Here is a 23,345-nt window from a genome sequence, read left to right as displayed (position 1 = left end):
GGTCCAGTGACAGCTTCGTGCAAGGATCGCTGCCTAAACGAATGTGTCCCAATTCGGAGCGGTGGGCTTGAGCATTCTTTTTGGCGTCATCGTCACGATCGCGAGCCTGCTGGGCGGCTTCGTGGCGATGGGTGGGCATGTCAGCGTGATCTGGCAGCCGTGGGAGTTCGTCATCATCGCCGGCATGGCGATCGGCACCTATATTGTCGCGAACCCCTGGAAAGTCGTCATCGACACGGGGGTCGGGATCGTGCAGGCGCTTACCGTGGCGGTGCCGAAGCAGCGCCACTATCTCGACCTGCTCGGACTTCTGCACGCGCTCATGCGCGAGGTGCGCAACAAGGGGCGCAATGAAGTCGAGGCGCATATTGACGACCCGTCATCGTCGGAGATCTTCCAGAACTTCCCGACCGTACTTGCCAACGATTCTCTCGTGCATTTCATCTGCGACTATTTTCGCCTGATCGTCATGGGAAGCGCGCGACCGCATGAGATCGAGGCGCTGATGGACGAAGAGATCGAAACGATAGTTCGTAGCAAGCTCAAGCCGTACCATTCTCTGATGATGGTTGCGGAAGGCCTGCCGGCGCTTGGGATCGTGGCCGCGGTCCTGGGTGTCATCAAGGCGATGGGGGCGCTTGATCAGTCGCCCAAGCTTCTCGGTGGCCTGATCGGTTCGGCGCTGGTTGGAACATTTGCCGGAATTTTTCTCTCGTACGGCCTTGTTGCGCCTTTGGCCCACAAGGTCAAAATGGTGCGTGAGCAGCAATGCCGGATGTACATCATCGTCAAGCAGACGCTACTTGCCTTCATGAACGGCGCGCTGCCGCAGATCGCAATCGAGCATGGCCGCAAGATGATCGGACCTGGCGATCGTCCCTCGATCGACGTGGTGGAAAACGAGACCATTGCCGGCGCGGCCAAGGGCGGCGGCGGTGAGCAGGTGGCGAAAGTGGCGGGAGCGAAGGCCTGATGTCGGAAAGCAAGCCGCTGCGGCACGAGCCGGCTCCGGATCAACTGCTCGGAGCTGCCGGAATCTCGGTCGATCGCATGCCGATGCTGCATGTGATCTTCGATCAGATGACCAACCTCTGCGCCGAGAGTCTCCGGTCGATGTCGCCGTCGCAGTCGTATTTTTCGCTGACCGGTGTCGGTAGCGACCGTCTTTCCGAGATTCTCGACGGCCGCGAATCAGAGGCGATCGTGGCGGTGTTCTACGCGCAGGCGTGGGACGGCCGAATCCTCATCGGCTTCGATCGCGACTTCGTATACACGATGGTAGAGTTGTTGTTCGGCTCCGACGGGGCGGAACCACCGCTGGACATGCCGCGCGTTTTCTCGAACGTGGAGCTGCATGTTGCAGAAGCGCTGTTCGAACGCTTCGGCAAGGCATTGCAATCGTCGTTCTCGCGCGCTTCGGAGGTCCAGTTCAATCTGGAACGCGTCGAGACGCGGATGGATTATCTGGCTATCGGCCGGCTCAACAACATGGCCGTATATGCCAAGATTCTGGTCCAGGGATTGGACCGCGGTGGCGAGATGTTCATCGTCATTCCGCACGCGGTTCTCAATCCTATCCGCCAGGCGCTTTCGCAGATCGTGTCCGGAGAGTCCGTATCCACGGACCCGAACTGGAGCAAGCAGCTCCACAACGAGATCCAGCGCACCGAGGTGGTGCTGAAAGCGGTGCTCGAGGAGCGCTCGCTCACTCTCGGCGAAGTCGCGGGATTTCAGGTAGGTCAGGTGATCGAGCTGAATGCCACGCCGAGCACTCTCGTGAGGCTCGAGTGCAACAATCAGCGGCTGTTCTGGTGCCAAATGGGGCAGCTCAACGGGGTCTATTCGCTGCAAGTCAAGGAATCGGCGGATCAAAAGCGGGAGTTCATCGATGGCATCCTATCTCGTTGACCTTATTCTCCTGGCGGCGCTGCTTGTCACCACCATCCGTGTGACGAGGATGCACCGGGAGCTCGTTCACCTGCGCGCCAGCCAGGGCGATTTCGCTTTCATTCTCGGCAAGACCACCGAAACCATGGATGACATGGTGCTCATGGTGCGGGAGTTCAGTGCCGACGGAAAGCAGCTCGTCAATATCCTCGGAAGCAAGATCGAAGAGGCGCGCAAGGCAATCACCGATATCGAAACTCGCGCCGATGTGTCCCGCAGGTAGATATAATTGGCATGATCGCCGGAATATGAAATTGCCGAGAAAGCAAGTGAAATGAAGCAGCCATTCGAAACCGAATCAGCCGCCTCCCCGACAGCGAATCCGTCGGAGGCGGCCAAGCTGGGAGGAGCCGCGTTCGGAAAACTCGCGGATCTTGCTGCGCGCGCGGCGGAGGAAACCAGCCGGCTTACAAACCTCGAGCCGATCCTGCGCATTCCGGTCACTGTCCAGGTTCTGCTTGGCTCGGCGACGATGCCGGTCGCCGATCTGATGAAGCTGGGGCGAGGCGCCGTCATTCCGCTGGATCATCGCGTCGGCGAGCCGGTGGAGGTGGTTGTCAACGGCCGAATCGTGGCGCGCGGCGCGGTTGTCGTCGTGGAGGACGAGAACTCGCGATTCGGCGTGTCGCTCACCGAAATCGTCGGAGGATCCCCAGGCGATGTAGAGGCGTAAGGGATCTGCCCGAATGGCGTTCAATGCACCTGCAAAGCGTAGCTCCGAAGCCAGGCCGCTGAGCGGCACTGAGAAGGTTGCCGCGCTCCTTCTGGCCATGGGTCGGGAGCTCTCCGGCGGCGTCCTAAAGGAATTCGATCCGGACGAGATCAGGATCGTCACGCGCGCAGCGGCGGAATTGAAGCCTATTTCAGGTCCCGAGCTCGAGGCGATCATCGAGGAGTTCGCCCAGCACTTCACGACCGGGCCAAACATCTTCGGAACGGTTGGCGAGCTGGAGAAACTGCTGACCGGCGTTCTTCCTCCCGAGCAGGTCACGGACATCATATCGGAGGTGCTCGGCAACAAGACCAAGTCGGTGTGGGAACGGGTCTCTTCCGTGTCCGAAAGCCTGCTGGCCAACTATCTGCTCAAGGAGCATCCGCAGACGGCCGCCTTGATCCTTTCCAGGGTAAAGCCCGCATGCGCCGCGCGCGTGATGAGCCTGCTGCCGGCGGATTTGCGGCACAATCTGATGCGCCGCATGCTGAGCCTGAAACCCGTTGTCGAGGAGGCGATGGGGGTCATCGAGAAGACCATGCACGAAGACTTCATGATCAACTTCGGGCGCAACCTCGCATCCGACACCTATCCTCGCATGGCCGACATCATCAACAAGATGGAGCGGACGCAGATGGAGGAATCGCTGAAGAATCTCTCCGAATCGCGACCGAAGTCGGCGGAGATACTGAAGGGGATGCTGTTCACGTTTGACGATATCGTCAATCTCACCGCCAAGGCGCGCATGCTGATCTTCGACCAGGTCCCGACCGATCGCACGGTGATAGCGCTGAAGGGAACGGATACGAGCTTTCGCGAGCTCATTCTGTCGTCGCTGGCGTCGCGGACGCGCCGGATGGTCGAGGGCGAGCTTGCCAGCAGTGTCCCTTCGAACCAGCGCGAAATCCTGGAGGCGCGCCGCGCGATCACGGACCTTGCGCTCGACATGGCCGGGCGAGGAGAGATCGAGCTCAATCCGGATCAGGAAGATGGGCCGGTATTCACGTAAAGACTGACGGTTATGGCCGAGGGACCCGACAAGGAGAGCAAGACCGAAGAGCCGACGGAAAAGAAGATAAGAGACTCCGTCGAGAAGGGCAAAATTCCGGTCTCGCGTGAGGCGTCGATCTTCTCGTCCATGATCGCGTTCCTCATCATCCTGAGCTTCCTTACGGTCGACAGTGTCCGGAAACTGGCATCGACGCTGAGCCGGTTGATCGATGATCCCTCCGGGATTCGCATCCGTAACGGTGCGGATGCGTTGGAATTCATGGTGGTTATTGGAAGCAGTTCGGCCGCCCTGCTGCTTCCAATCGTGGTTGTCCTTGCAATAGCCGGACTGGCGGCTTCGTTCCTGCAGAACGCTCCGCGTCTGGTGTTTGAAAGGATAAAGCCCGAGGCCTCACGTATTTCGATTTCTCAGGGATGGGGAAGATTATTCGGCAGTCAGGGGCGCATCGAGTTCCTGAAGGCCGCTTTTAAGTTTTTTGCGATAGGCCTTGTGGTGGCCATCGTATTGCGGGCCGAGGAGGCTGTGGCCGTGAATTCTTTGTTTAGCGACCCGACCGGCGTTCCGGAACTTATCTTGACGACTGCGATGCGGCTCGTATCGGCAATCAGCATTGCCACGATCGTGCTGGTGGCACTCGATCTCGTCTGGGCACGATTCCACTGGCGGCGCGACCTGCGCATGACGCGGCAGGAACTCAAGGACGAATTCAAGCAGGCGGAAGGCGATCCGCTGGTCAAGTCGCGGCTGCGGTCATTGGCCCGCGATCGGGCGCGAAAGTCGATGCTGGCTGCGGTTCCCCGCGCGACGTTGGTCGTGGCCAATCCCACTCACTATGCGATCGCCCTGAAATATCGACATGGCGAAGATGCAGCTCCCACCGTGCTTGCGAAGGGGCAGGATCTCATCGCGCTCAAGATCAGGGAAATTGCCGAGCAGAACAACGTGCCGGTCGTGGAGGACAAGATGCTTGCGAGATCCATGTACGGTGCCGCTCAGGTCGACCGGGTGATTCCGCAAGAGTTCTTTCGTCCGGTCGCCGAGATCATCTATTTCCTGCATTCACGCAAGCAGAAGGCGGGTGTGTGAGAAACGCTTCGCATCAATGGCGGAGATTTCACCAGCCTCGGACAAGTTTGGGTTCGTATACGATCGTCATAGGACCACTGTGACGAGGACGTTGTGGGACCCGTTTATCTCTTCGATCTTGCCTCATCTCACGCGCGCTGGCTGTCGCTTCGACAGTCCACGATTTCGTCGAACGTAGCCAATGCAAATACGCCGGGCTACCGAGCGCAGGATATCGAGCCGTTCGACAAGATACTCGATACCAAAGTCGTGCCGCTCGCAGTCACATCTCCGAAACATATGACCACCGGCTCGCTTGTACGTCCGCAGGGCACGCGCAAGGAGAATAGCTGGGAAGTCGTTCACTCCGGAAACTCGGTGAGTCTCGAGCAGGAAATGCTCAAGGCGGGCGATATCAACAAGGACTATTCGTTGAACGTCGCAATCGTCAAATCGTTTCACCGCATGTTCATGACCGGTGCGAAGAGCTAACGCGAGGCTTGATGATCGATCCGCTGCAGGCATCAGTTCAAATCGCCAGTTCGGGACTTGAGGCGCAGTCGACCAGGATGCGCGTCGTATCCGAGAACATGGCAAACGCCAACTCCACTGGCCGTACGCCCGGTGCCGAGCCCTACCGACGCAAGACCACAACGTTCTCGGCGGAGGTCGATCGCGCGGCGGGCGTGCGGGTCGTGAAGATCAAGGACATCGGTGTCGACCGCGCTCCGTTTCGGGTCGACTACGAGCCAACTCATCCGGCGGCCGGCCAGGACGGCTATGTCAAGCTGCCGAACGTGAACATGCTGATCGAAATGGCGGACATGCGGGAAACCAACCGCTCGTATGAGGCCAATCTGCAGGTGATCAAGCAGGCGAGGTCGATGGTTGCCATGACGATCGATCTGTTGAAGGGGGCATAGTCCATGATGTTGGAAGCGGTTTCGGTTCTAAAAGACATTGCCGGCGTCGTTCGCTCAAGCAGTGTTGCGACGTCCGCACCGGTGGCGCCGCAGGCGGCTCAATCCTCGGTCGGTTTCGGCGGGGTCCTTGAGCAGGTTGCCGCCGACGCCATCGGCACCCTTAAGAACGGGGAGGCTGCGTCGGTGTCGTATATCCAGGGCAAGGTGTCGGCCCAGAGCGTGGTGGAGGCCGTGATGTCCGCCGAGCAGACGCTGCAGATGGCGGTCGCCGTGCGCGACAAGGTCGTGCAGGCGTACCAAGAAGTCAGCCGAATGGCGATCTGAGGATAGCAAATGAGAGCGCTTGCCATCGCGGCGACCGGAATGAGCGCGCAGCAGCTCAATGTCGAGGTCATCGCCAACAATATCGCGAACATCAACACGACATCGTACAAGCGTTCGCGAGCCGAATTCACCGACCTGTTCTACCAGGTCGATCGCATGCAGGGCGTTCCGAACCGCAGCGGCGAAGCTGCGGTCCCCGAAGGGGCCAAGCTGGGGCTGGGCGTTCGCTCGGTGGCCGTGCGAAAGCTGCACTTGCAGGGTGCGTTGGCGCAAACCGGCAATACCTACGATCTCGCCGTCAACGGCAGAGGATGGTTCCAGGTCGTGGGGCCGAATGGCGAGACGCTCTACACCCGCGCCGGGGCCTTCAATACCAACGCCGACAGACAGTTGGTGACGGCGGATGGCTACACCGTCGATCCCGCGATCATCGTCCCGCAAGGGACGGTCGATGTCACGGTCAATGAATCCGGCCAGGTGTACGCCAAGCTCGACAACGAGGTTAATCCGCGCCTGCTCGGCCAGCTAAATCTCGCGAATTTCGCCAACGAGGCGGGCCTCGATCCGCTTGGCGGCAATCTCTACAAGGAGACGTTGGCGTCCGGCGTTCCGGTCGTTGGCGTTCCCGGCGATATCGGCTTCGGCAAGATCCATCAACACTACCTGGAAAGTTCGAACGTCGATCCGGTGAAAGAGATCACTGAACTGATCTCGGCGCAGCGGTCTTACGAAATGAACTCGAAGGTGATCCAGGCGGCGGACGAGATGGCGTCGACGGTCTCCAAGGGCCTTCGATAGGATTGCAAGCGGAGAAGCGTCTTGAAGCTCGTCAAGTTCGCGCTGATTTCCATGATCGCGGCGCTCATGCTCGTTGCGAGCGGCGCAGGTGGCGGCGCGATCGCGGAAGATTCCGTGCGCTTGCTCGTGCCGGCAACGGTGATCTATCCGGGCGATGTGATCAAGGACGAGTTGATCATCGATCGCGCCTTCGGGCCGAATATGCCCGGTGCAGCGGCCTTTGCCGCAGACCGGGCATCGCTTGTTGGCCGCGTCGCGCGAAGGACGCTGGTGGCGGGCCAGCCGATCCCGATCAACGCCCTCGAAGAGCAGAAACTCGTGGCGCGAGGCAATGTCGTCAAGGTGATCGTCGAAGATGGATCTCTTTCCATCGTCACCTACGCCTCATCGCTGCAGTCCGGCAGTCCGGGCACCATGATCCAGCTTCGGAACCTCGATACGGGCGTGATCATCAGGGGTATCATCCAGTCGGACGGATCGGTGCGGATTCAAAACGGATGATATTGCGACCTTTATCATTCATCGTCCTGCTCCTTTCCTGCACCGTCGCCGATGCGGCGGTGCGGATCAAGGATATCGCCAACCTGAAGGGTGTGCGGGAAAACCAGCTTATCGGCTACGGTCTGGTGATCGGTCTTAAAGGGACCGGTGATACGTTGCGCAATGCCCCTTTCACCGAGCAGTCGCTCCAGTCGATGCTCGACAATATGGGGATCAACATCCGCGGAACGTTGCTGCGGACGCGAAACGTCGCCGCTGTCGTGGTGACAGCCGATCTGCCACCATACGCTACTGGTGGTTCGCGCATGGATGTCGCGCTCTCCTCGCTCGGCGATGCCTCTTCGCTATTGGGCGGCACTCTCCTCATGACCCAACTCCGCGGCGCGGACGGTGAGGTCTATGCCGTGGCCCAGGGAGCTATTGCGGTTGGCGGATATTCGGTCGAAGGTGCCGCGCAGACCGTCAGCCAGGGCGTTCCGACGTCGGGCCGCATTCCAAACGGCGCGCTGATCGAACGCGAGGTGCAGGGCAAATTCTACCAGATGGAATCGCTCATTCTCGAGCTGAAAAATCCGGATTTTGTCACCGCGACGCGAATCATCGACGCCATCAACCACTATGGCCAGGGGCGATATCACGCCAGCATGGCCTTCGAGCGTGACTACCGGTCGATCATATTGTCGCGGCCACGCTCGGTCGCGCCGGTTCGTTTCATCGCCGAGATCGGCGAATTGCTGGTCGAGCCTGACACGCCGGCGCGTGTCGTCATCGACGAACGGACCGGCACCGTTGTGATCGGCCGCAACGTCCAGGTCTCGACCGTCGCCGTCACCCACGGCAATCTCTCGGTTCGGATCACCGAGATGCCGGTCGTTTCCCAGCCTGGGCCATTCGCGCGCCGCGGCGAAACGGTCGTGGTGCCGCAAACGTTCATCGAAGCCGGCGAGAATGGCGCGCAAGTGGCGATCTTGCGTGGAACGGACTTGGAGCGTCTCGTGCGCGGCTTGAACCAGATCGGATTGAAGCCACAGGGCATCATCGCGATCCTGCAGGCGATCAAGGCGGCGGGCGCACTCCAAGCCGATCTTGTCATCCAGTAGAGTCAGCGTCGCACAAGCTTGAACGTGCAACGCTTCGAACAGATGCTGTACGGAGAGCGGATGGTGAGGCTCGCGACGTTGCTGGGAAGAAGCATGCTGCTTGCGGGGTGTCTTGCGCTCTCCGCGCAGGCGTCGGCATGGGCGCAGCCTGAGCAGAAATTGTCGAAGCCGCTGAACCTGGCCAACTTCGCCAAGACATCGCGCGCGGTGCCGTCCCGCCCTGTTGCCAAGCCGGAGGCGCCGTCCGGCAATTCCCAGCCCGAACTGCCGCTGACGACCGCAACCGTTGCGAAAAATGCAGCGCCTCCAGCGGCACCTGGAGAGCCGGCGACAACCGATCAGCGCGGATCTGACGCCACCGAATTTTGCAAGAACATCACAGATTCGGCGCTGGATGCGCGCGTGGCGTGGCAGCAAAAGCAGCTGGAAGCCTCCGAGGCCAAGCTTCGGGAGCGGATCGCCGAGCTGGAGGCGAAGCGCGCCGAGTACGAGAAATGGCTGAAGCTGCGCGAGGACTTCCTGAAGAAGGCGGAAGACAGCGTCGTCGAGATCTACTCCGGCATGGACCCGGATGCCGCCGCGCGGCAGATCGCCAGCATGGCGGATGAAACCGCGGCGGCCGTGCTCGCCAAGCTTCGGGTGCGGACCGCAAGCGCGATCCTGAACGAGATGGAGACCGGGCGCGCGGCCCACCTCGCCGACACCCTGGCGGGCATGCGACGCCCCGACGACGGGAAGACGAACAAATGAAGGTTCTTCGCTTACTTTCTCTGTTTCCGGTTCTCGCTCTGGGCGGATGCATGAACAGCCTCGCCGAGATCAACCAAGCGCCCTATTTGTCGCCGATCGGCCAGGGTCTGCACGCAGAAGCGCGCGCGGTTCCCGTCGAGCCGCGCAGCCGATACACCGCTGGCTATCACTCGCTGTGGGACGAGCGGAGGGATCTTTACCGCGATCCGCGCGCGGCGCGCATCGGTGATCTCATCACCGTCAACATCTCCATGAACGACAAGGCGACCCTCGACAACAAGACCGACCGGTCACGGGATTCGAAGACAAAGTTCAGCGCCGACTACCTCGTCGACATGTTCGGCTGGAAGCCCCAGGGGCTGGCTAATGGCAACGTCGACTCGCAAACGTCGACCAAGGGAGCGGGCAAGATCGATCGCACCGATGAGGTGAAGTTCTCGGTCGGAGCGGTCGTGGTGGACGTGTTGCCGAACGGCAACCTGCTGATCAGCGGATCGCAGGAAATGCGCGTCAATTACGAACTGCGCATTCTGAACGTCGCCGGTATCGTCCGGCCGCGGGACATCGGCCGCAACAACACCATTGCCTACGACAAGATCGGAGAAGCGCGAATGTCCTACGGCGGCCGTGGCCGTCTGATGGAGGTGCAGCAGCCGGCGTGGGGGCAGCAGATCTACGACCAGGTCGGGCCGTTCTAGCCGATGGTGCGGCCAGAAGTGGCGAAGCTCGTCAGGCGGCGGAGCGGAGCATGGGAAACGTGATGCAATGGTTGGCCGCATTGTTGCTGATTACGGTGCTGTCGGCTGGGGCGGGCGGTCTTGCCAGTCTGTATCTCCTATCCGCCGGGCAGCGGATGGCGGATAGCCAGAAGGAGCCCGCGGAGCGGCCGGTCGCCACCGCATTCAGTCCGACGGCGCGCCTGCGGAAGATCTCGCCGGTAGTGACCAACCTGGCGGCACCGACCGGCACGTGGGTCCGCATGGAGGGATCAGTCATCACCGATCAGATGAACGAGGAGGAAGCGAGCCTTCTCGCGGCCCGGCTGGGCGAAGACATCGTGTCCTACCTGCGAACGGTGTCGGCGGCGCAAATCGAGGGCGCGCGCGGGCTGCAGTATCTTCGCGAGGATCTCAACGAGCGGGCGGCGGTCCGTTCGGGCGGAAAGGTGCGCGAACTGATCATCGAAACACTGGTCATCCAATGAAGCGCTTCTGCCTCGTCCTGCTCCTGGCTCTTCTCCCCACCGCGGCAGCGGCGCAGATTCCCGATCTGTCCTCGCTGATCCCGCAAGGCGGTGGAAGCGCCAGCGGCCGGATCATCCAGCTCGTGGCGCTGCTCACAGTCCTGTCGCTGGCTCCCGGGCTTCTGATCATGGTGACGAGTTTCACCAGGTTCGTCGTCGCGCTTTCGTTTCTGCGGCAGGGACTCGGATTGCAGACGACGCCGGCAAATATCGTCATGATCAGCCTCGCGCTCTTCATGACTTTCTATGTCATGGCACCGACATTTGACCGCGCCTGGAAGGACGGCGTTCAGCCCTTGATGCAGAACGAAATTTCCGAGCAGGAAGCGTATACCCGTGTGACCGATCCGTTCCGCGATTTCATGCTGGCGCATGTCCGCGAGAAGGATTTGCAAAGCTTTGAAAGCCTGGCGGCCGAAGGCTTCAAGACGCGGCCCGACGGCCAACGGATCGATCTGCGCGTGATCATACCCGCGTTCATGATCTCCGAGCTGCGAAGGGCCTTCGAGATCGGCTTCCTGGTCATCATGCCGTTTCTCGTGATCGACATGGTTGTCGCCACGCTAACCATGTCCATGGGCATGATGATGATGCCGCCGACTGTGTTCGCGCTTCCCTTCAAGGTGCTGTTTTTCGTGCTGATCGATGGATGGAATCTTCTCGCCGTTGGCCTGGTACGATCGTTTCAGTAGAGCATGAACCGGCTTTCCCTCGCCACAAACGCAGCGTTTGCGTGGGAAGATCATGCTTAACAAAAAGATGAGATCGTGATCCGATTTCGTCCAATCGGAACATGATCTGGAGCGTTTTCGAGCGAAGCATCAAGTTTACGCAGATTGCGTAGACTTATCTGCGCAGAAAACGCGTCGAAACTAGAATATAGAGCTTCGGTTCTGATGGAATCAGAACCGAAAATGCTCTGGCATGGGAGCTAGCAGGCAACCGGACCGCAAATCTTCGAGCTGCTGTTCAGCTCTAGGTAAGGTTCGGATGCTAGGACGAATGAACGGCAGGTTGGGTGTTCCTTCAACCCCAAAGGCATGATGCCGCCCTGCCGTACCGGTGAAAACCCGGTATGTCCCCCAGATAAACACCTCACACTAAGGGACATAATCAATGTCAAGCTTGATGACCAACTCCTCCGCCATGACCGCGCTGCAGACCCTGCGGACGGTCAGCGCGGGTCTTGCGACCACCCAGAACCGCATCTCCACCGGCTACCGGGTGTCGACGGCTTCCGACAACGCCGCTTATTGGTCGATCGCCACCACCATGCGTTCGGACAATCTGGCTCTGAGCGCCGTGCAGGACGCCCTCGGCCTCGGCGCCGCGACCATCGACACGATGTACACCGGCCTGAACGGCACCGTCAGCGTCGTCTCGCAGATCAACTCGAAGCTGGTCGCCGCCCGTACCCCCGGCGTTGATCGCGCCAAGATCCAGAGCGAAATCACCGAACTGCAGAAGCAGTTGAAGAACACCGCCGACAGCGCGGTTTTCAACGGTGAAAACTGGATCTCGGTCGACTCGACCTCCGCGAGCTACAACGCCTCGAAATCCGTCGTGTCGTCGTTCTCGCGTGCCGGCGGCACGGTCAAGATCGACACGCTGTCGGTCAATCTGGATTCGATCAAGCTCTATGATGCGAACCTGGACACCGCCTACGCGGGGCAGACCTTCCCGACGGTCGACACGGCTGCCTACAATGCCACCAACGACGTCGGCGGCAACATCGTGGTGACCGTCGGCGGCACGGCCACCAACATCGCCGTGGCGAAGAACACCTCCCTGTCGGACATCGCGACGGCGATCAACAAGCTCGGCATCGACGGCCTGTCGGTCGGCATCTCGGCGGCTGGCGACAAGCTGTCGTTCAAGAGCCGCAACGACGCGGACGTCTCGATCGACGCCAGTGTCGCCGGTCTCGGTCCCCAGGTCGACATGACCGCGATCACCCCGCCGGTTGCCACCAAGAAGGGCATCCTCGACCAGACCTACGACGCCTACACCGGCACGGCCTGGGAAACCTTCAGCGTCGCGACGCTGGACATCTCGAAGCTCACCGACAGCGCTGCTGACCTCAAGAAGCTCGAGACCTACATCCAGGGTACCCAGGATGCCTTCGCCAAGATCACCGACGCGGCGACCAACCTCGGTGCCATCAAGAACCGCATCGGCCTGCAGCAGGACTTCGTGAAGACCCTGACTGACTCGCTCGATCGCGGTATCGGCCAGCTCGTCGACGCCGACATGAACGCTGAATCGACCCGTCTGCAGGCTCTCCAGACCCAGCAGCAGCTCGGCATTCAGGCTCTGTCGATCGCGAACTCGGGCAGCCAGAGCATCCTGTCGCTGTTCCGCGGCTAGTAGCCTCGACCTCGTGACTACGACGGCCGCGACCGACCTGGTCGCGGCCGTTTTGCATGGTTCGCGCCGCGCAACCCTCGGACAAGCTTCACGATCGAGAATCGATTCGGAAGTATGGCAGAGGGTTTGATGGTTAACCGCGAACATGCGCAACGGCTGTGGAACAATCTGCTCGAGCTTGGCCCCAGGCGCCTCACGGTGCTCGCGCTTGTCGGCCTTGCCGTTTTTTTGGGTGTCGGCGGCGGCGCCTATTACCTGAGCCGGCCGGAATTCGATGTGCTTTACACCGGTCTTTCCCGGGAGGACGTCTCGCGCGTCGGCGCGGTGCTGCGCGACTCGAACATCGCTTTCGACGTGAATGCCACGGGCGACACCATCTTCGTGCGACCGGGGCAGACCGCCCAGGCAAGAACGTTGCTGGCGGAGAAGGGTCTGCCGAACAGCAGCAGCGGGGGCTATGAGCTCTTCGACAAGATCGGCTCCCTTGGTCTCACGTCGTTCATGCAGGAAGTCACCCGCGTCCGCGCACTCGAAGGCGAGATCGCCCGTACGATCCAGGTCCTCAAGGGCGTGAAGGCCGCGCGCGTCCACATTGTCATGCCGGCGCGTGGATCGTTCCGGCGCGAGCAGCAGCCGCCTTCGGCATCCGTTGTGATCCGGACCGACGGGGCTGCCGATGCCAAAACGGCTCGATCGGTTCGTCACCTCGTCGCCGCGGCTGTCCCCGGTATGGCGGCCGACAAGGTGACTGTCCTGGACAGCGATGGATCGCTGCTTGCATCCGACGACGAGAGCGCGGCGCCGACGAGCATGGCGAACCTGCAGCGCGTCGTCAGTCGGCTGATCCAGGAGAATGTCAGCAAGGCGCTCGCGCCCTATCTGGGGCTCGACAATTTTGAAGTCAGCGTCGCCACCCAGCTCAGCACGGACAAGCGACAGACCAACGAGACCGTCTACGATCCGGAGTCTCGCGTCCAGAGATCGGTTCGCGCCGTCCGTGAGAAGGAATCGTCGCAGAGCCTGGATCGGCAGACGCCGACGACGGTGCAGCAGAACCTGCCGGATCAGCAGATCAATGCGTCCGGCAACAAGAATACCAACGACGAGAAGCAGCGGCGCGAGGACGTTACCAACTTTGAGGTGTCGTCGAAAACGACGACGACCGTGAGCGATGGCTACGTCGTCAACAAGCTGTTCCTGGCGGTGCTGGTCAATCGTCCGCGCCTCCTGGCCAGTCTTGGCGATAAGGCCAGCGATGCGACCGTGGAAGCAAAGGTCGCCGAGATCAGCCAGCTCGTCGCAACCGCAGCAGGTATTGACCGTCAGCGTGGAGACCAGATCCAGGTATCGGCGGTCGAGTTCATGGAAGGCGCGCGCGATTTCCCGCCGGTTCCTGCGGTCACCTTTACCGAAGTGCTGATGCGCCAGTCGGGTGCCTTCGTCAGCGCCGTCGCAATCGTCGCCGTCGCGGCAATGCTGATCTGGTTCGGCCTGCGGCCCGCGATCAACGCGATCCTCGACTCCCGCTCGACCGAGACCGCCCAGCTCGAGACGGGCGAGACCGCGGCGCTGCTCGGCGGCGAGGGCGGCTCGATGGAGCGGTTCGCGGAAGAGCCGCCGAATCTTGTCCAGGACATATCGAAAAGAGTTCTGCACGCTCCACAGAGGCGGTTGGAGCAAATCATTCAGCTCGATGAGAAGCAGGCGGCGGCGATTCTCAAGCAATGGATTAGGCAGGAGGAGTCGGCAGCATGAGTTCGGAGAAGGTAGCGCGTTTGCTGGCAAGCTTCGATCAGCCGGAGCCGCAGAAGGCTCGTAGCCGCGTCATTCCGTTTGATTACACCCAGCATTCCAGTCCCAAGGCGCAGCCTAGGCCGGCGGCCCCGCCGCCTCCGTCCGCCGAGGACGAGGCGTATGAGCGTGGAAGGTCCGGCGGCTATGCGGCGGCCTTGGCCGAGTTCGAGCAGAAGCTTGCCGACGAGAGGCAGAGGCTGAGCATGCAGCTCGCCGAGGAAAAGCACAATCTGCTGGATGAAATGGCCGCCAAGATTGCCGGCGATATCGCCGAAGCCGGCGCGCAGCTTGAAGCCAAGATCGCCGGGGTGACGGCGCGCATACTTGAGCCGTTCATTTCGAACGCGGTGCAGAAGCAGGCGGTTAACACCTTCGTCGAGCAGCTCGCGTCGGTCGCCTCCGACGTTCGCCGGCCGGCTTTGCGGGTCACATGCCCGTCTGAACTGGTCGAGGTGCTGCGCGGCAAGCTTGCGGCGCGCGCGATTGCGGTGGAGCTTCGGGCCGCTCCGGTGGCGGAGGCTTCCGTCACCGTCGATCAGATCTTCCTTGAAACCCAGATCAAGCTCTGGGCGGAGCGATTGAAGTTCGCGATCCTGAACTGACATGGCCGATCAAGAGAGGGCAGAGCTGATCATCGTTCGACGCCGGGGCAGTCTCGACGGCGAAGAATCACACAGCAGTGTCTGGAAAATCGCCTATGCCGATTTCATGACGGCGATGATGGCGTTCTTCCTGGTGATGTGGCTCATCAGCGCCACCAACCAGGAAACGCGCGAAAGCGTCGCCAACTACTTCAATCCGATCAAGCTGACGGACTCGACCCCTGACCGCAAGGGTATCAACGATGCCCGGCGCGTCGATCCCGGCAAGGCCGAGGAGGAAGACAGCCTGCGGCCGAAACCCGAACCGGGTAAGTCGACGCAATATTCGCAGCGCCAGGAGCAGGCGCAGCAGGCGTCGTCGCCGCGTTCTGGTGAAGCGGCGCTGTTCCGCGATCCTTACGCGGTGCTGTCGGAAATTGCCGGCGGTCCGCCGCGGATCGCGGAACTGGGCACTGCGCTGGATTCGACCCGCAAAGAGGGCTGGAAGGGCGGCGAGGCGTTCAAAGACCCGTTTGATCCTGTCTACTGGCCCATGGGGTCGTCGGCGCCGCTGGAAAAGAAGGCGTCAGGCAGCAAGGAGCTTGGCAATCTGCCGTTCGACAGTGACGCTATGGCGCTCAGTGAAGGAAAAGGTCCGCGCCCGTCCGAAGGAAAACCGGACGCCACAGCGGCTCCCATTCAGGGATCGGATTCGGCCAAGGGGTCCCCGGCGCCGACCGAAAAGCAGGAGATGGCAAAGGCGATTGGCCTGTTCGCCGACGATGACTCCATGAACGATCCGGCCGCCAATCGCTCATCGCGGGCGCAAGGAGAGAAGGGCTCGACTTCGCCCGCAGGAGACAAGGGCGCGACCGCTCCTCCAGGAGATAAAGGCTCAGCCACTCCGCAAGCCGAAAGCAAGTCTGTGCAGAGCGAGGCGGCCAAATTGCAGGCTGCCATCTCCGCCGCTCTTGCGCCGCTCGGATCGGCGCGTCCTGTTGCCGAGGTCCGCGAGAGCAATGAGGGCCTCCTCATCAGCCTCACCGACGATGTCAATTACGGCATGTTCGCCACCGGCTCGGCCGAACCAACCGCCGGCCTCGTGCGGGCCCTCGACAAGATCACGCCCTTGATATCGCAAAGCCAGGGTCCGGTGATTGTGCGCGGCCATACCGATAACCGCCCCTATCGATCGTCCGAATACGATAATTGGAGATTGTCGACAGCGCGCGCTCACATGGCTTATCACATGCTGATACGCGGCGGACTCGATGCTCGGCGCGTCGACCATATCGAAGGTTTTGCCGATCGCCGGCCGAAAAATCTGAACGATCCGTCGGCCGCCGAGAACCGGCGCATCGAGCTCTTGATCCGCGCTCCTTTGCCATGAACCGCGTGGGAACCATCGCCGTCGCGCTGGTCGTTCTGGTTGGCGCAGCCCGAGCGGAGGAGGCTGAAGCGCCGCCGCGCGAACCCTATCAGATGATCCGGACGCTCCACGCTTTGCAGGATGACATCGCGCGCGGAAGCCTGGAGGCGCATAATGCGCAGCCGGCCCTGCTCAAGCGACTGGGCGAGGAGTTTCAGAAAGTTGATCCGTCCGTCTGGAAGGAGCCGAGAAACTCGCGCGCCGTGGTGACCTTCCTGCTGAGCGGAGGATCGCCACAGGTGGTCGATGGGCTGCGTTCCCGGAAACTGCTCGTTCTGGATGAGGCGATCCTGGATGGCGCGATCGCCTATGTGGAAGGCCGGGCGGAGGACGCCAAGGCACGGCTTGGGAACATACATGCGCGCGACTTGCCGCCGACCATCGCGGCCGAAATTGCGTTGGTGCAGTCCGCGCTCGTCGCGCAGGCCGACCCGAAAGCCGCGATCGAACGGCTCGATGACGCCAGACTGCTGATGCCTGGTACGCTGGTCGAGGAGGCCGCGCTGCGCCGCGAGATCTTCGTCGCCGGCCAAGTTGACGATTTCGACAAGTTCGAAGCGCTGGCTCAGAGATATTTCCGACGTTTCCGGCATTCGATCTATGCGGGGAATTTTCGACAACGCCTCGCAGTGGCCGTCGCGCGCTTCAGCTTCGTGCAGCAATCGGATCGGTTTCCCCGGCTCGTCGCCTTGCTCGATCAACTCGACGACGCCGGCCAGCGCGCCCTGTATCTGCTGATCGCGCGCACCGCGCTGGTGCGTGGCAAAATCGAAATGGCGGATTTGGCGGCAGAGCGCGTGCTGGGGCTTACGGACGAGGGGAGTTCCGAGCGCGAGCGTGCGCGCTTTTATCGCGCGGCCGCGCGCGTGGTGACAAACGCGCATGACCAAGCGCTTTTGGATCTGCAGAAGATCGAGGTTGGCCGGCTTCCCGAACGAGATGCCGAGTTGCTGAAGGCAGTGCTCGCGGTTGGACGCAATGTCAAAAAGGCGCTCCCCGCAGCGCCGGCACAACAGGACCAGCCAGGCGAGGCGCAGACGTCGATGCGCCCGCGGATCGACTTCGGCCGCTCGCTTGCGGCCGTCAATCGGGCGCAAGTCCTGCTCGACGAATCGAAAGAGCAATTGAAGGAGCGAGCTCGATGAACAAGACCGACCCTTTGATGGCAATGATCCGCCAGCTCACCGGTGGCAAGGCGGCTTCGCGCCTCGCTCCCCAGAACGCGATGCTCGCCAAGGACCACAAGGGGAAGGCCGAGGACAGCAAGGGTGACGCCGGGCATTTCCGTGAGCAGCTCCGAGTGATCGCGCAGGGAGCGAAGCAAAAGCCGCTCGATATCAAGCCGCAGCTCGACGCCAAGAGTGTCGATATGGAGCCGGCGCAGGATCCCGAGCCGTCCAATCCCCTCGCTGAAGTGCTGGACCATGTTGCCGGTCGGCCCAAGGATCGGACCCGCCAGCAGCCGCGTGAGACGTCCTCGCACCAACCGGGCGGAGAAATCACCGCGCCTGCTCCGGAATGGCGTACGGCCGAGGCTGCACTCAGCTCCATGATTTCCAGGCTCGATCAGCCACTCTCTCCGCGGGATGATGGCGATGCTGCGCTCCCAGCCCGCTCGCAAGCCCGGGTCGAGCACCAAGCGGACCTGCTCAGGCCGGGTGAGCCAAAATCTCCGAAGGTCGATGTCCCCGAGCAGCGCTTTGCATCATCGGTCAGTGCAATTGAGACGCGGACCCTGCCGACAGTGAAGGTCGCGGTGCGCGAACAGGAGACGCATTTCCAGCCCGTCGGCCAGCCGACGCTACTGCAGAAGATCGTCGATCGCATCGCTCCTGATCTGGCAACGGCGCAGGCCCCAGCCCCCACGACTGCGCCCGATTTCACACCTCCGGACATGCGTCGGGGGCCGGATGCGCCGATCAGGATGCTGACGCTGCAGCTCGATCCGCCCAGCATGGGTACGGTGACGGTGAGGATGCGCCTGGCCGGCGATGCCGTCGAGGTCAGGCTGCTGGCGGATCAGCCAGAGACAACGGAGCTGCTGCGCAAGGATCGCGGCGTTCTGACGGATGCGATGCGGTCCGCCGGCTATACGTTCGAAATTGCCTCGATTGACCATAGCAGTGCGCGCCATCCGACGTCGAGCGGCGGCCAATCGCACGCGCAATCGGACCAGCAATCGTCGCAGCAGCAGCCCCAGGGCGGATCGCAGTTCAACAACGGCGCCTCGGAGCGTCAGTCGAGCGATGCGCAAGCCGGGACGCGTCACAACAGGCAGCAGGGCCATGACCAGTTCATCACGCCAACCGAGCGTCGTCAGGATGAAGAGGTTGCGGTCGATCGCAATGGCGGTGCTGTCTATCTGTAGCCTGTCCACCGTCGCACGTGCCGACGGGCTCTGCGAGCGTGAGATGGCGCGAGCGGCACGTGCTCACGGCGTGCCGCTCGGGGTATTGTATGCAGTGGGCCTGAGCGAGACGGGACGCAAAGGCGTCCTGCACCCTTACGCGCTCAATATCGACGGCAGGACAGCCATGGCCAGCGATCTCCGGGATGCCGTTGCCCAGTTCCGCGAGGCCAAGAGCAAGGGCGCCAAGCTGGTCGATCTCGGTTGCATGCAGATCAACCATCACTATCACGGGCGCGAGTTCGCCAGCGTCGAGGCGATGTTCGATCCGGTGAAGAACGTCGACTATGCGGCGCGCTTTCTCAAGGAATTGCGCGCGCGGGAGGGGAGCTGGACCATGGCGGTCGCCCGCTACAACGCAGGTCCAAACAATACGGTCGCGCAACGGCGCTACATTTGCAGCGTGATCGGAAGCCTGGTGGCGAGCGGCTTTGGAGCGTGGACGACCGGCGCGCGCGCATACTGCGGCGAGCGCACGACCTGAGCTAGAGGAATGCGCTGCAGACAGCCTCACACAAGCAAGACCGCCTTTAATGTCATTCACTCAGAATGGAGATGATTGATGAGTCTGTATGGTGTTATGCGCACCGGTGGCTCCGGCATGAATGCGCAGTCCAACAAGCTGTCGACGGTTGCCGACAACATCGCGAACGTCAACACCACAGGCTACAAGCGTGCCGCCACCGAATTCTCTTCGCTCATTCTGAGGAGCGGGTCCGGCAACTACAATTCCGGCAGCGTCGAGACGAATGTCCGCTATGCCATCTCCGATCCGGGAGCTCCGCAGTACACGACATCGGCCACGGATATGATGATCCAGGGCAACGGATTCTTTGTCGTGACCGACGCCGGGGGCACGCCGTTCCTGACCCGCGCTGGTTCCTTCGTGCCGGATGGCGAAGGCAATCTGGTCAACGCGGCGGGCTTCTATTTGATGGGCTATAACGTCAAGAACGGTCCGCCCAACGTTGTCGCCAATGGTCTGACCGGCCTGGACGTCGTCAACATCGCGCAAAGGTCGCTTCAGGGTAATCCTTCGACGAGGGCGACACTGGAGAGTGCCAATCTCGACGCCAACGCAGCCACTACCGCGGGTCCGCCCGCCTATACGTCCAAGACCTCGATCGTCACCTACGACAATATCGGGAACAAGGTGACCCTCGACGTCTACATGTTCAAGACGGCGGCCAACACCTGGGATGTGCAGGTGTATGACAATGCTGCATCGACGGCCGGCGGTTTCCCCTATTCAAGCGGGCCGCTGGATTCCGATACGTTTACCTTCGACGTCAGCGCGACCGGAAAAGGCAAGCTGGATGCGGCCAGCCCCACCACTCTCACGTTTACAATCCCGGGCGGCTCGCCGTTCACGCTCGATCTTTCGGCGATGACGCAGGTCGCCAAGGAGTTCGCCTTCAAGCCGAGCGTCAACGGCAACGCTCCGAGCTCGATCGACAAGGTGGAAGTCGATACCGACGGCACACTGTATTCGATCTATACCGACGGGACGCGGCTCGCCACCTATAAGATTCCGCTTGCGACGGTGCCGAGCCCGGACAATCTCATGCCGGAGGCCGGCAACGTCTACTCGGTCGGGATCGACTCCGGCAACGTGCAACTCGACTTCGCCGGGCGGAGCGGCCTGGGCACCGTTAAGTCGGAGGCGCTCGAGCAGTCCAACGTCGATCTTGCGGCCGAGCTGACTTCGATGATCGAGTCGCAGCGCGGCTATACCGCCAACTCAAAGGTCTTCCAGACCGGTGCCGATCTGCTCGACGTGCTGGTCAATCTGAAGCGCTAAGCGGCGTTAGCGTATCATCGGGACGGGGGGTCTCATGTCACTCACGGTCGCACTCAGCTCGGCGCGCACGTCGCTCATGACGACCAGCGCGCAGGCTTCCGTGATATCGCGCAATATCGCCGGTTCCATGCAGGACGGCTATTCGCGAAAGAATGTGCTGGTCGCGTCGCTGCCGGGAAACGGGGTCTATGTTGCCGGCATCCAGCGCGCCACCAGTCAGGGGCTGTTCTACAATGTGCTGAAGGCGGCCTCTTCCACCGCCAAGCAGGATTCGATCTATAACGGCCTGCAGAAGATCGCGGCGACAACCGTTGACGACCCGCAGCAGGACCAGTCGCCGGCCGCGCAACTTGCCAAGCTGAAGAGCGCCCTGCAGCAATATGCGACGGCGCCGGACAATATCACGCTCGCGCAAGCGGCGGTAACGGCGGCCAAGGGCGTCGCCTCGGCACTCAATGACGCGACGAAGACGGTCCAGTCGGTGCGCGCCGATGCCGATGCCGACATGGTGACATCGGTCTCGACCATCAACCAGCTGCTGGCACAGTTCGAGACGGTCAATACATCGATCGTCAAGGGGACCATCACCGGAAGCGATGTCACAGACTACCTCGATATGCGGGACAACATCCTGTCCAAGCTCTCGCAAGAGGTCGGCATAACGGTCGCGACCCGTGCCAACAACGATATGGTCATCTACACGGATTCGGGCGTTACGCTGTTCGAGACCAAGGCGCGATCGGTCACGCTTGCCCCGACCAATGCTTACACCGCCGGCACCACCGGAAACGCGGTCTATATTGACGGCGTGCCCGTCACCGGCGCGTCTGCCGTGATGCCGATCCATGGCGGAAAGCTAGCGGGCCTTGCCGCGCTCCGCGACGATTCCACGGTCACCTATCAAAACCAGCTCGACGAAATCGCGCGCGGCCTGATCGAGACGTTCAGGGAGAGCGACCAGACCGCGGCGGCGCTGCCCGACGTGCCCGGCCTTTTCACCTATCCGGGCGCGCCGGCCATGCCGCCGGCGGGTGTGATATCCTCGGGGCTTGCCGGCACCATCTTCGTCAACCCGTCGGTCGATCAGGGCGCCGGCGGCAATCCGCTGCTGCTGAGAGACGGTGCGATCTCCGGCAACGTGGCTTATCGCTACAACACGAGCGGCGCCGCCGGTTTCTCGACTCGGGTGCAGCAGCTTGTGGACGGGATGGCGGCAAACCGTCCGTTTAATCCGGCGGCTCTCGGGAAGCCGAATGCGAGCTTGATCGACTTCGCCGGCTCGTCGGTGAGTTGGCTGGAAGCCCAGCGCAAGAGCACGAACGATGAAGCGACCTACAGTCAAACGCTGCTTGAGCGCAGCGCGGAAGCGCTGTCCAACGTCAGCGGCGTCAATATGGACGACGAAATGTCGTTCATGTTGCAGGTCGAGCGGACATTTTCTGCGTCGTCGAAGCTGATCGCGACGATCGACGAGATGTTGAAAGACCTTCTCGCGGCGGTGAGGTAACGGTATGGCTACGACGTTCATTTCCTCCAACTCGATCTCGACCACGTTGCGCATCGCGGCCATGAAGAGCCAGACCGCAATCGCACAAGCGACAAAAGAGGCGACGACCGGTCGATTCGCCGATGTCGGCCGCGAGCTCGGCGCTCTCACCGGTCGTGATGTGACGCTCAGGGCCGAGCTGCTCGATCTCGACAAGCTGGTGGACACCAACGCCCTTGTCGCCGGACGGCTCGACATATCGCAGCAGCGAGTGGGCGAGTTGATCAGTACCGCGCAGTCCTTCCAGAAGGACCTGTTTGCAGCGCGCAATTCTGCCAATGGCGGCAACGTCATCCTGACGCCGTCGCGCGCCAACCTCGACGCCCTGATAGGGGCGCTGAATGTCACAACGGATGGCCAATATCTGTTCGGCGGCATCAATACCGGCGTGCAACCGATCACCGGCTACGCGGCCGGCTCGACCAACAAGAATGCCGTCGATGCCGCGTTCCTGGCAAATTTCGGTTTCACGCAAAGTGATCCGGCGGTCTCGAGCATCAGCGCCGCAGCGATGCAGAACTTCCTGGATACCACGTTCAAGGCGCAGTTCGACGATCCGGCCTGGGGGGCAAACTGGTCGTCCGCTTCCGATCAGGTGATGCGGAGCCGCATCTCGACGACCGAAACCATCGACTCGTCAGCCAGCGCCAACGAGCCCGGATTTCGCAAGCTGGCGATGGCCTACACGATGCTGAGCGACCTCGGCACGCAGAACCTCAACCAGAACGCGTTCCAGGTGGTGATCGACAGGGCGACCGAAATTATCGGTGCTGCGATCAACGACCTGGCCGGTGTCGGCGCCAAACTGGGAACTGCCCAGGAGCAGACGACCAACGCCACGAGCCGGCTGAAGATCCAGACCGATCTGATCACCAAGCAGGTCACGGCGATGGAGGAGGTCGATACGGCTGAGGCATCTGTTCGCGTCACGAACCTGAAAAATCAGTTGGACATGTCGCTGGCGCTCACGTCTCGCATTCAGCAGCTCAGCATCCTCAACTATCTCTGATCTGCGATCCCGTCAGTAACCAGCCGGCTGCGAGTT

At 61.6% G+C, this 23,345-nt stretch carries 26 protein-coding genes; all 26 read left to right on the top strand.

The window, feature by feature from the left end:
• Nucleotides 1-67: 67 nt before the first annotated feature.
• The 26 genes from motA (at nucleotide 68) to ACZIRK_RS22495 (ending at nucleotide 23,309) form a co-directional block, all read left to right on the top strand.
• A complete protein-coding gene (gene motA, locus ACZIRK_RS22620) occupies nucleotides 68-973 on the top strand; it encodes a flagellar motor stator protein MotA (protein ID WP_130223175.1) in 906 nt (301 codons plus the stop codon).
• Entirely contained in the window at nucleotides 973-1,908 is a 936-nt protein-coding gene (locus ACZIRK_RS22615; RefSeq protein WP_035688738.1) for a flagellar motor switch protein FliM, read from the top strand. Before motA ends, ACZIRK_RS22615 begins: the two co-directional genes overlap by 1 nt.
• On the top strand, nucleotides 1,889-2,170 hold the full coding sequence (locus tag ACZIRK_RS22610) for a hypothetical protein (protein ID WP_130223173.1): 282 nt from the start codon (nucleotides 1,889-1,891) through the stop codon (nucleotides 2,168-2,170). Before ACZIRK_RS22615 ends, ACZIRK_RS22610 begins: the two co-directional genes overlap by 20 nt.
• A gap of 51 nt (nucleotides 2,171-2,221) precedes the next feature.
• Nucleotides 2,222-2,620, top strand: a complete 399-nt coding sequence (fliN, locus tag ACZIRK_RS22605) for a flagellar motor switch protein FliN (RefSeq protein ID WP_130223171.1) — start codon at nucleotides 2,222-2,224, stop codon at nucleotides 2,618-2,620.
• Nucleotides 2,621-2,633: 13 nt separating this feature from the next.
• Complete coding sequence (locus ACZIRK_RS22600) at nucleotides 2,634-3,668, top strand: flagellar motor switch protein FliG (RefSeq protein ID WP_028161564.1); 1,035 nt, start codon at nucleotides 2,634-2,636, stop codon at nucleotides 3,666-3,668.
• Between the two features lie 12 nt (nucleotides 3,669-3,680).
• Nucleotides 3,681-4,757 (top strand): flagellar biosynthesis protein FlhB, encoded by a 1,077-nt coding sequence (gene flhB, locus ACZIRK_RS22595; protein WP_028161565.1) that lies wholly within the window; start codon nucleotides 3,681-3,683, stop codon nucleotides 4,755-4,757.
• 93 nt (nucleotides 4,758-4,850) lie between these two features.
• Entirely contained in the window at nucleotides 4,851-5,228 is a 378-nt protein-coding gene (gene flgB / locus ACZIRK_RS22590; protein ID WP_130223165.1) for a flagellar basal body rod protein FlgB, read from the top strand.
• An 11-nt stretch (nucleotides 5,229-5,239) separates the two neighbouring features.
• Entirely contained in the window at nucleotides 5,240-5,659 is a 420-nt protein-coding gene (gene flgC, locus ACZIRK_RS22585; protein ID WP_028161567.1) for a flagellar basal body rod protein FlgC, read from the top strand.
• A 6-nt stretch (nucleotides 5,660-5,665) separates the two neighbouring features.
• Nucleotides 5,666-5,983, top strand: a complete 318-nt coding sequence (fliE, locus tag ACZIRK_RS22580) for a flagellar hook-basal body complex protein FliE (protein ID WP_130223312.1) — start codon at nucleotides 5,666-5,668, stop codon at nucleotides 5,981-5,983.
• A gap of 9 nt (nucleotides 5,984-5,992) precedes the next feature.
• Nucleotides 5,993-6,781 (top strand): flagellar basal-body rod protein FlgG, encoded by a 789-nt coding sequence (flgG, locus tag ACZIRK_RS22575; RefSeq protein ID WP_208825120.1) that lies wholly within the window; start codon nucleotides 5,993-5,995, stop codon nucleotides 6,779-6,781.
• A gap of 21 nt (nucleotides 6,782-6,802) precedes the next feature.
• The gene (gene flgA / locus ACZIRK_RS22570) at nucleotides 6,803-7,282 is read left to right on the top strand and encodes a flagellar basal body P-ring formation chaperone FlgA (protein ID WP_245474517.1); all 480 of its coding nucleotides are present in this window, start codon (nucleotides 6,803-6,805) and stop codon (nucleotides 7,280-7,282) included.
• Nucleotides 7,279-8,382 (top strand): flagellar basal body P-ring protein FlgI, encoded by a 1,104-nt coding sequence (flgI, locus tag ACZIRK_RS22565; RefSeq protein WP_130223161.1) that lies wholly within the window; start codon nucleotides 7,279-7,281, stop codon nucleotides 8,380-8,382. Before flgA ends, flgI begins: the two co-directional genes overlap by 4 nt.
• A 60-nt stretch (nucleotides 8,383-8,442) precedes the next feature.
• Nucleotides 8,443-9,132, top strand: a complete 690-nt coding sequence (locus ACZIRK_RS22560; protein WP_130223308.1) for a MotE family protein — start codon at nucleotides 8,443-8,445, stop codon at nucleotides 9,130-9,132.
• Nucleotides 9,129-9,830, top strand: coding sequence for a flagellar basal body L-ring protein FlgH (flgH, locus tag ACZIRK_RS22555; RefSeq protein ID WP_130223159.1), 702 nt, complete (start codon nucleotides 9,129-9,131; stop codon nucleotides 9,828-9,830). Before ACZIRK_RS22560 ends, flgH begins: the two co-directional genes overlap by 4 nt.
• A gap of 50 nt (nucleotides 9,831-9,880) precedes the next feature.
• Nucleotides 9,881-10,336: a flagellar basal body-associated FliL family protein gene (locus ACZIRK_RS22550; protein WP_245287141.1), complete on the top strand. Its 456-nt coding sequence runs from the start codon at nucleotides 9,881-9,883 to the stop codon at nucleotides 10,334-10,336.
• A complete protein-coding gene (fliP, locus tag ACZIRK_RS22545; protein WP_028161575.1) occupies nucleotides 10,333-11,067 on the top strand; it encodes a flagellar type III secretion system pore protein FliP in 735 nt (244 codons plus the stop codon). Before ACZIRK_RS22550 ends, fliP begins: the two co-directional genes overlap by 4 nt.
• Before the next feature lie 424 nt (nucleotides 11,068-11,491).
• On the top strand, nucleotides 11,492-12,742 hold the full coding sequence (locus ACZIRK_RS22540) for a flagellin N-terminal helical domain-containing protein (RefSeq protein ID WP_130223157.1): 1,251 nt from the start codon (nucleotides 11,492-11,494) through the stop codon (nucleotides 12,740-12,742).
• Nucleotides 12,743-12,871: 129 nt separating this feature from the next.
• Nucleotides 12,872-14,497 (top strand): flagellar basal-body MS-ring/collar protein FliF, encoded by a 1,626-nt coding sequence (gene fliF / locus ACZIRK_RS22535; RefSeq protein WP_463328128.1) that lies wholly within the window; start codon nucleotides 12,872-12,874, stop codon nucleotides 14,495-14,497.
• A complete protein-coding gene (locus ACZIRK_RS22530; protein ID WP_130223153.1) occupies nucleotides 14,494-15,138 on the top strand; it encodes a hypothetical protein in 645 nt (214 codons plus the stop codon). Before fliF ends, ACZIRK_RS22530 begins: the two co-directional genes overlap by 4 nt.
• A 1-nt stretch (nucleotide 15,139) precedes the next feature.
• On the top strand, nucleotides 15,140-16,507 hold the full coding sequence (locus ACZIRK_RS22525; RefSeq protein ID WP_130223151.1) for a MotB family protein: 1,368 nt from the start codon (nucleotides 15,140-15,142) through the stop codon (nucleotides 16,505-16,507).
• Nucleotides 16,504-17,691: a chemotaxis protein gene (locus tag ACZIRK_RS22520; protein ID WP_130223149.1), complete on the top strand. Its 1,188-nt coding sequence runs from the start codon at nucleotides 16,504-16,506 to the stop codon at nucleotides 17,689-17,691. Before ACZIRK_RS22525 ends, ACZIRK_RS22520 begins: the two co-directional genes overlap by 4 nt.
• A complete protein-coding gene (gene fliK, locus ACZIRK_RS22515) occupies nucleotides 17,688-18,914 on the top strand; it encodes a flagellar hook-length control protein FliK (RefSeq protein ID WP_463328127.1) in 1,227 nt (408 codons plus the stop codon). Before ACZIRK_RS22520 ends, fliK begins: the two co-directional genes overlap by 4 nt.
• Nucleotides 18,915-18,957: 43 nt before the next feature.
• Nucleotides 18,958-19,437, top strand: a complete 480-nt coding sequence (locus tag ACZIRK_RS22510; RefSeq protein WP_130223148.1) for a transglycosylase SLT domain-containing protein — start codon at nucleotides 18,958-18,960, stop codon at nucleotides 19,435-19,437.
• A gap of 78 nt (nucleotides 19,438-19,515) precedes the next feature.
• A complete protein-coding gene (locus ACZIRK_RS22505; protein WP_130223146.1) occupies nucleotides 19,516-20,754 on the top strand; it encodes a flagellar hook protein FlgE in 1,239 nt (412 codons plus the stop codon).
• A gap of 34 nt (nucleotides 20,755-20,788) precedes the next feature.
• The gene (gene flgK, locus ACZIRK_RS22500) at nucleotides 20,789-22,261 is read left to right on the top strand and encodes a flagellar hook-associated protein FlgK (protein WP_130223144.1); all 1,473 of its coding nucleotides are present in this window, start codon (nucleotides 20,789-20,791) and stop codon (nucleotides 22,259-22,261) included.
• 4 nt (nucleotides 22,262-22,265) lie between these two features.
• On the top strand, nucleotides 22,266-23,309 hold the full coding sequence (locus ACZIRK_RS22495; RefSeq protein ID WP_130223142.1) for a flagellar hook-associated family protein: 1,044 nt from the start codon (nucleotides 22,266-22,268) through the stop codon (nucleotides 23,307-23,309).
• Nucleotides 23,310-23,345: the final 36 nt, after the last annotated feature.

This window comes from Bradyrhizobium sp. Leo114 (assembly GCF_055229415.2).
This window is presented reverse-complemented; position numbering and strand designations above follow the sequence as displayed.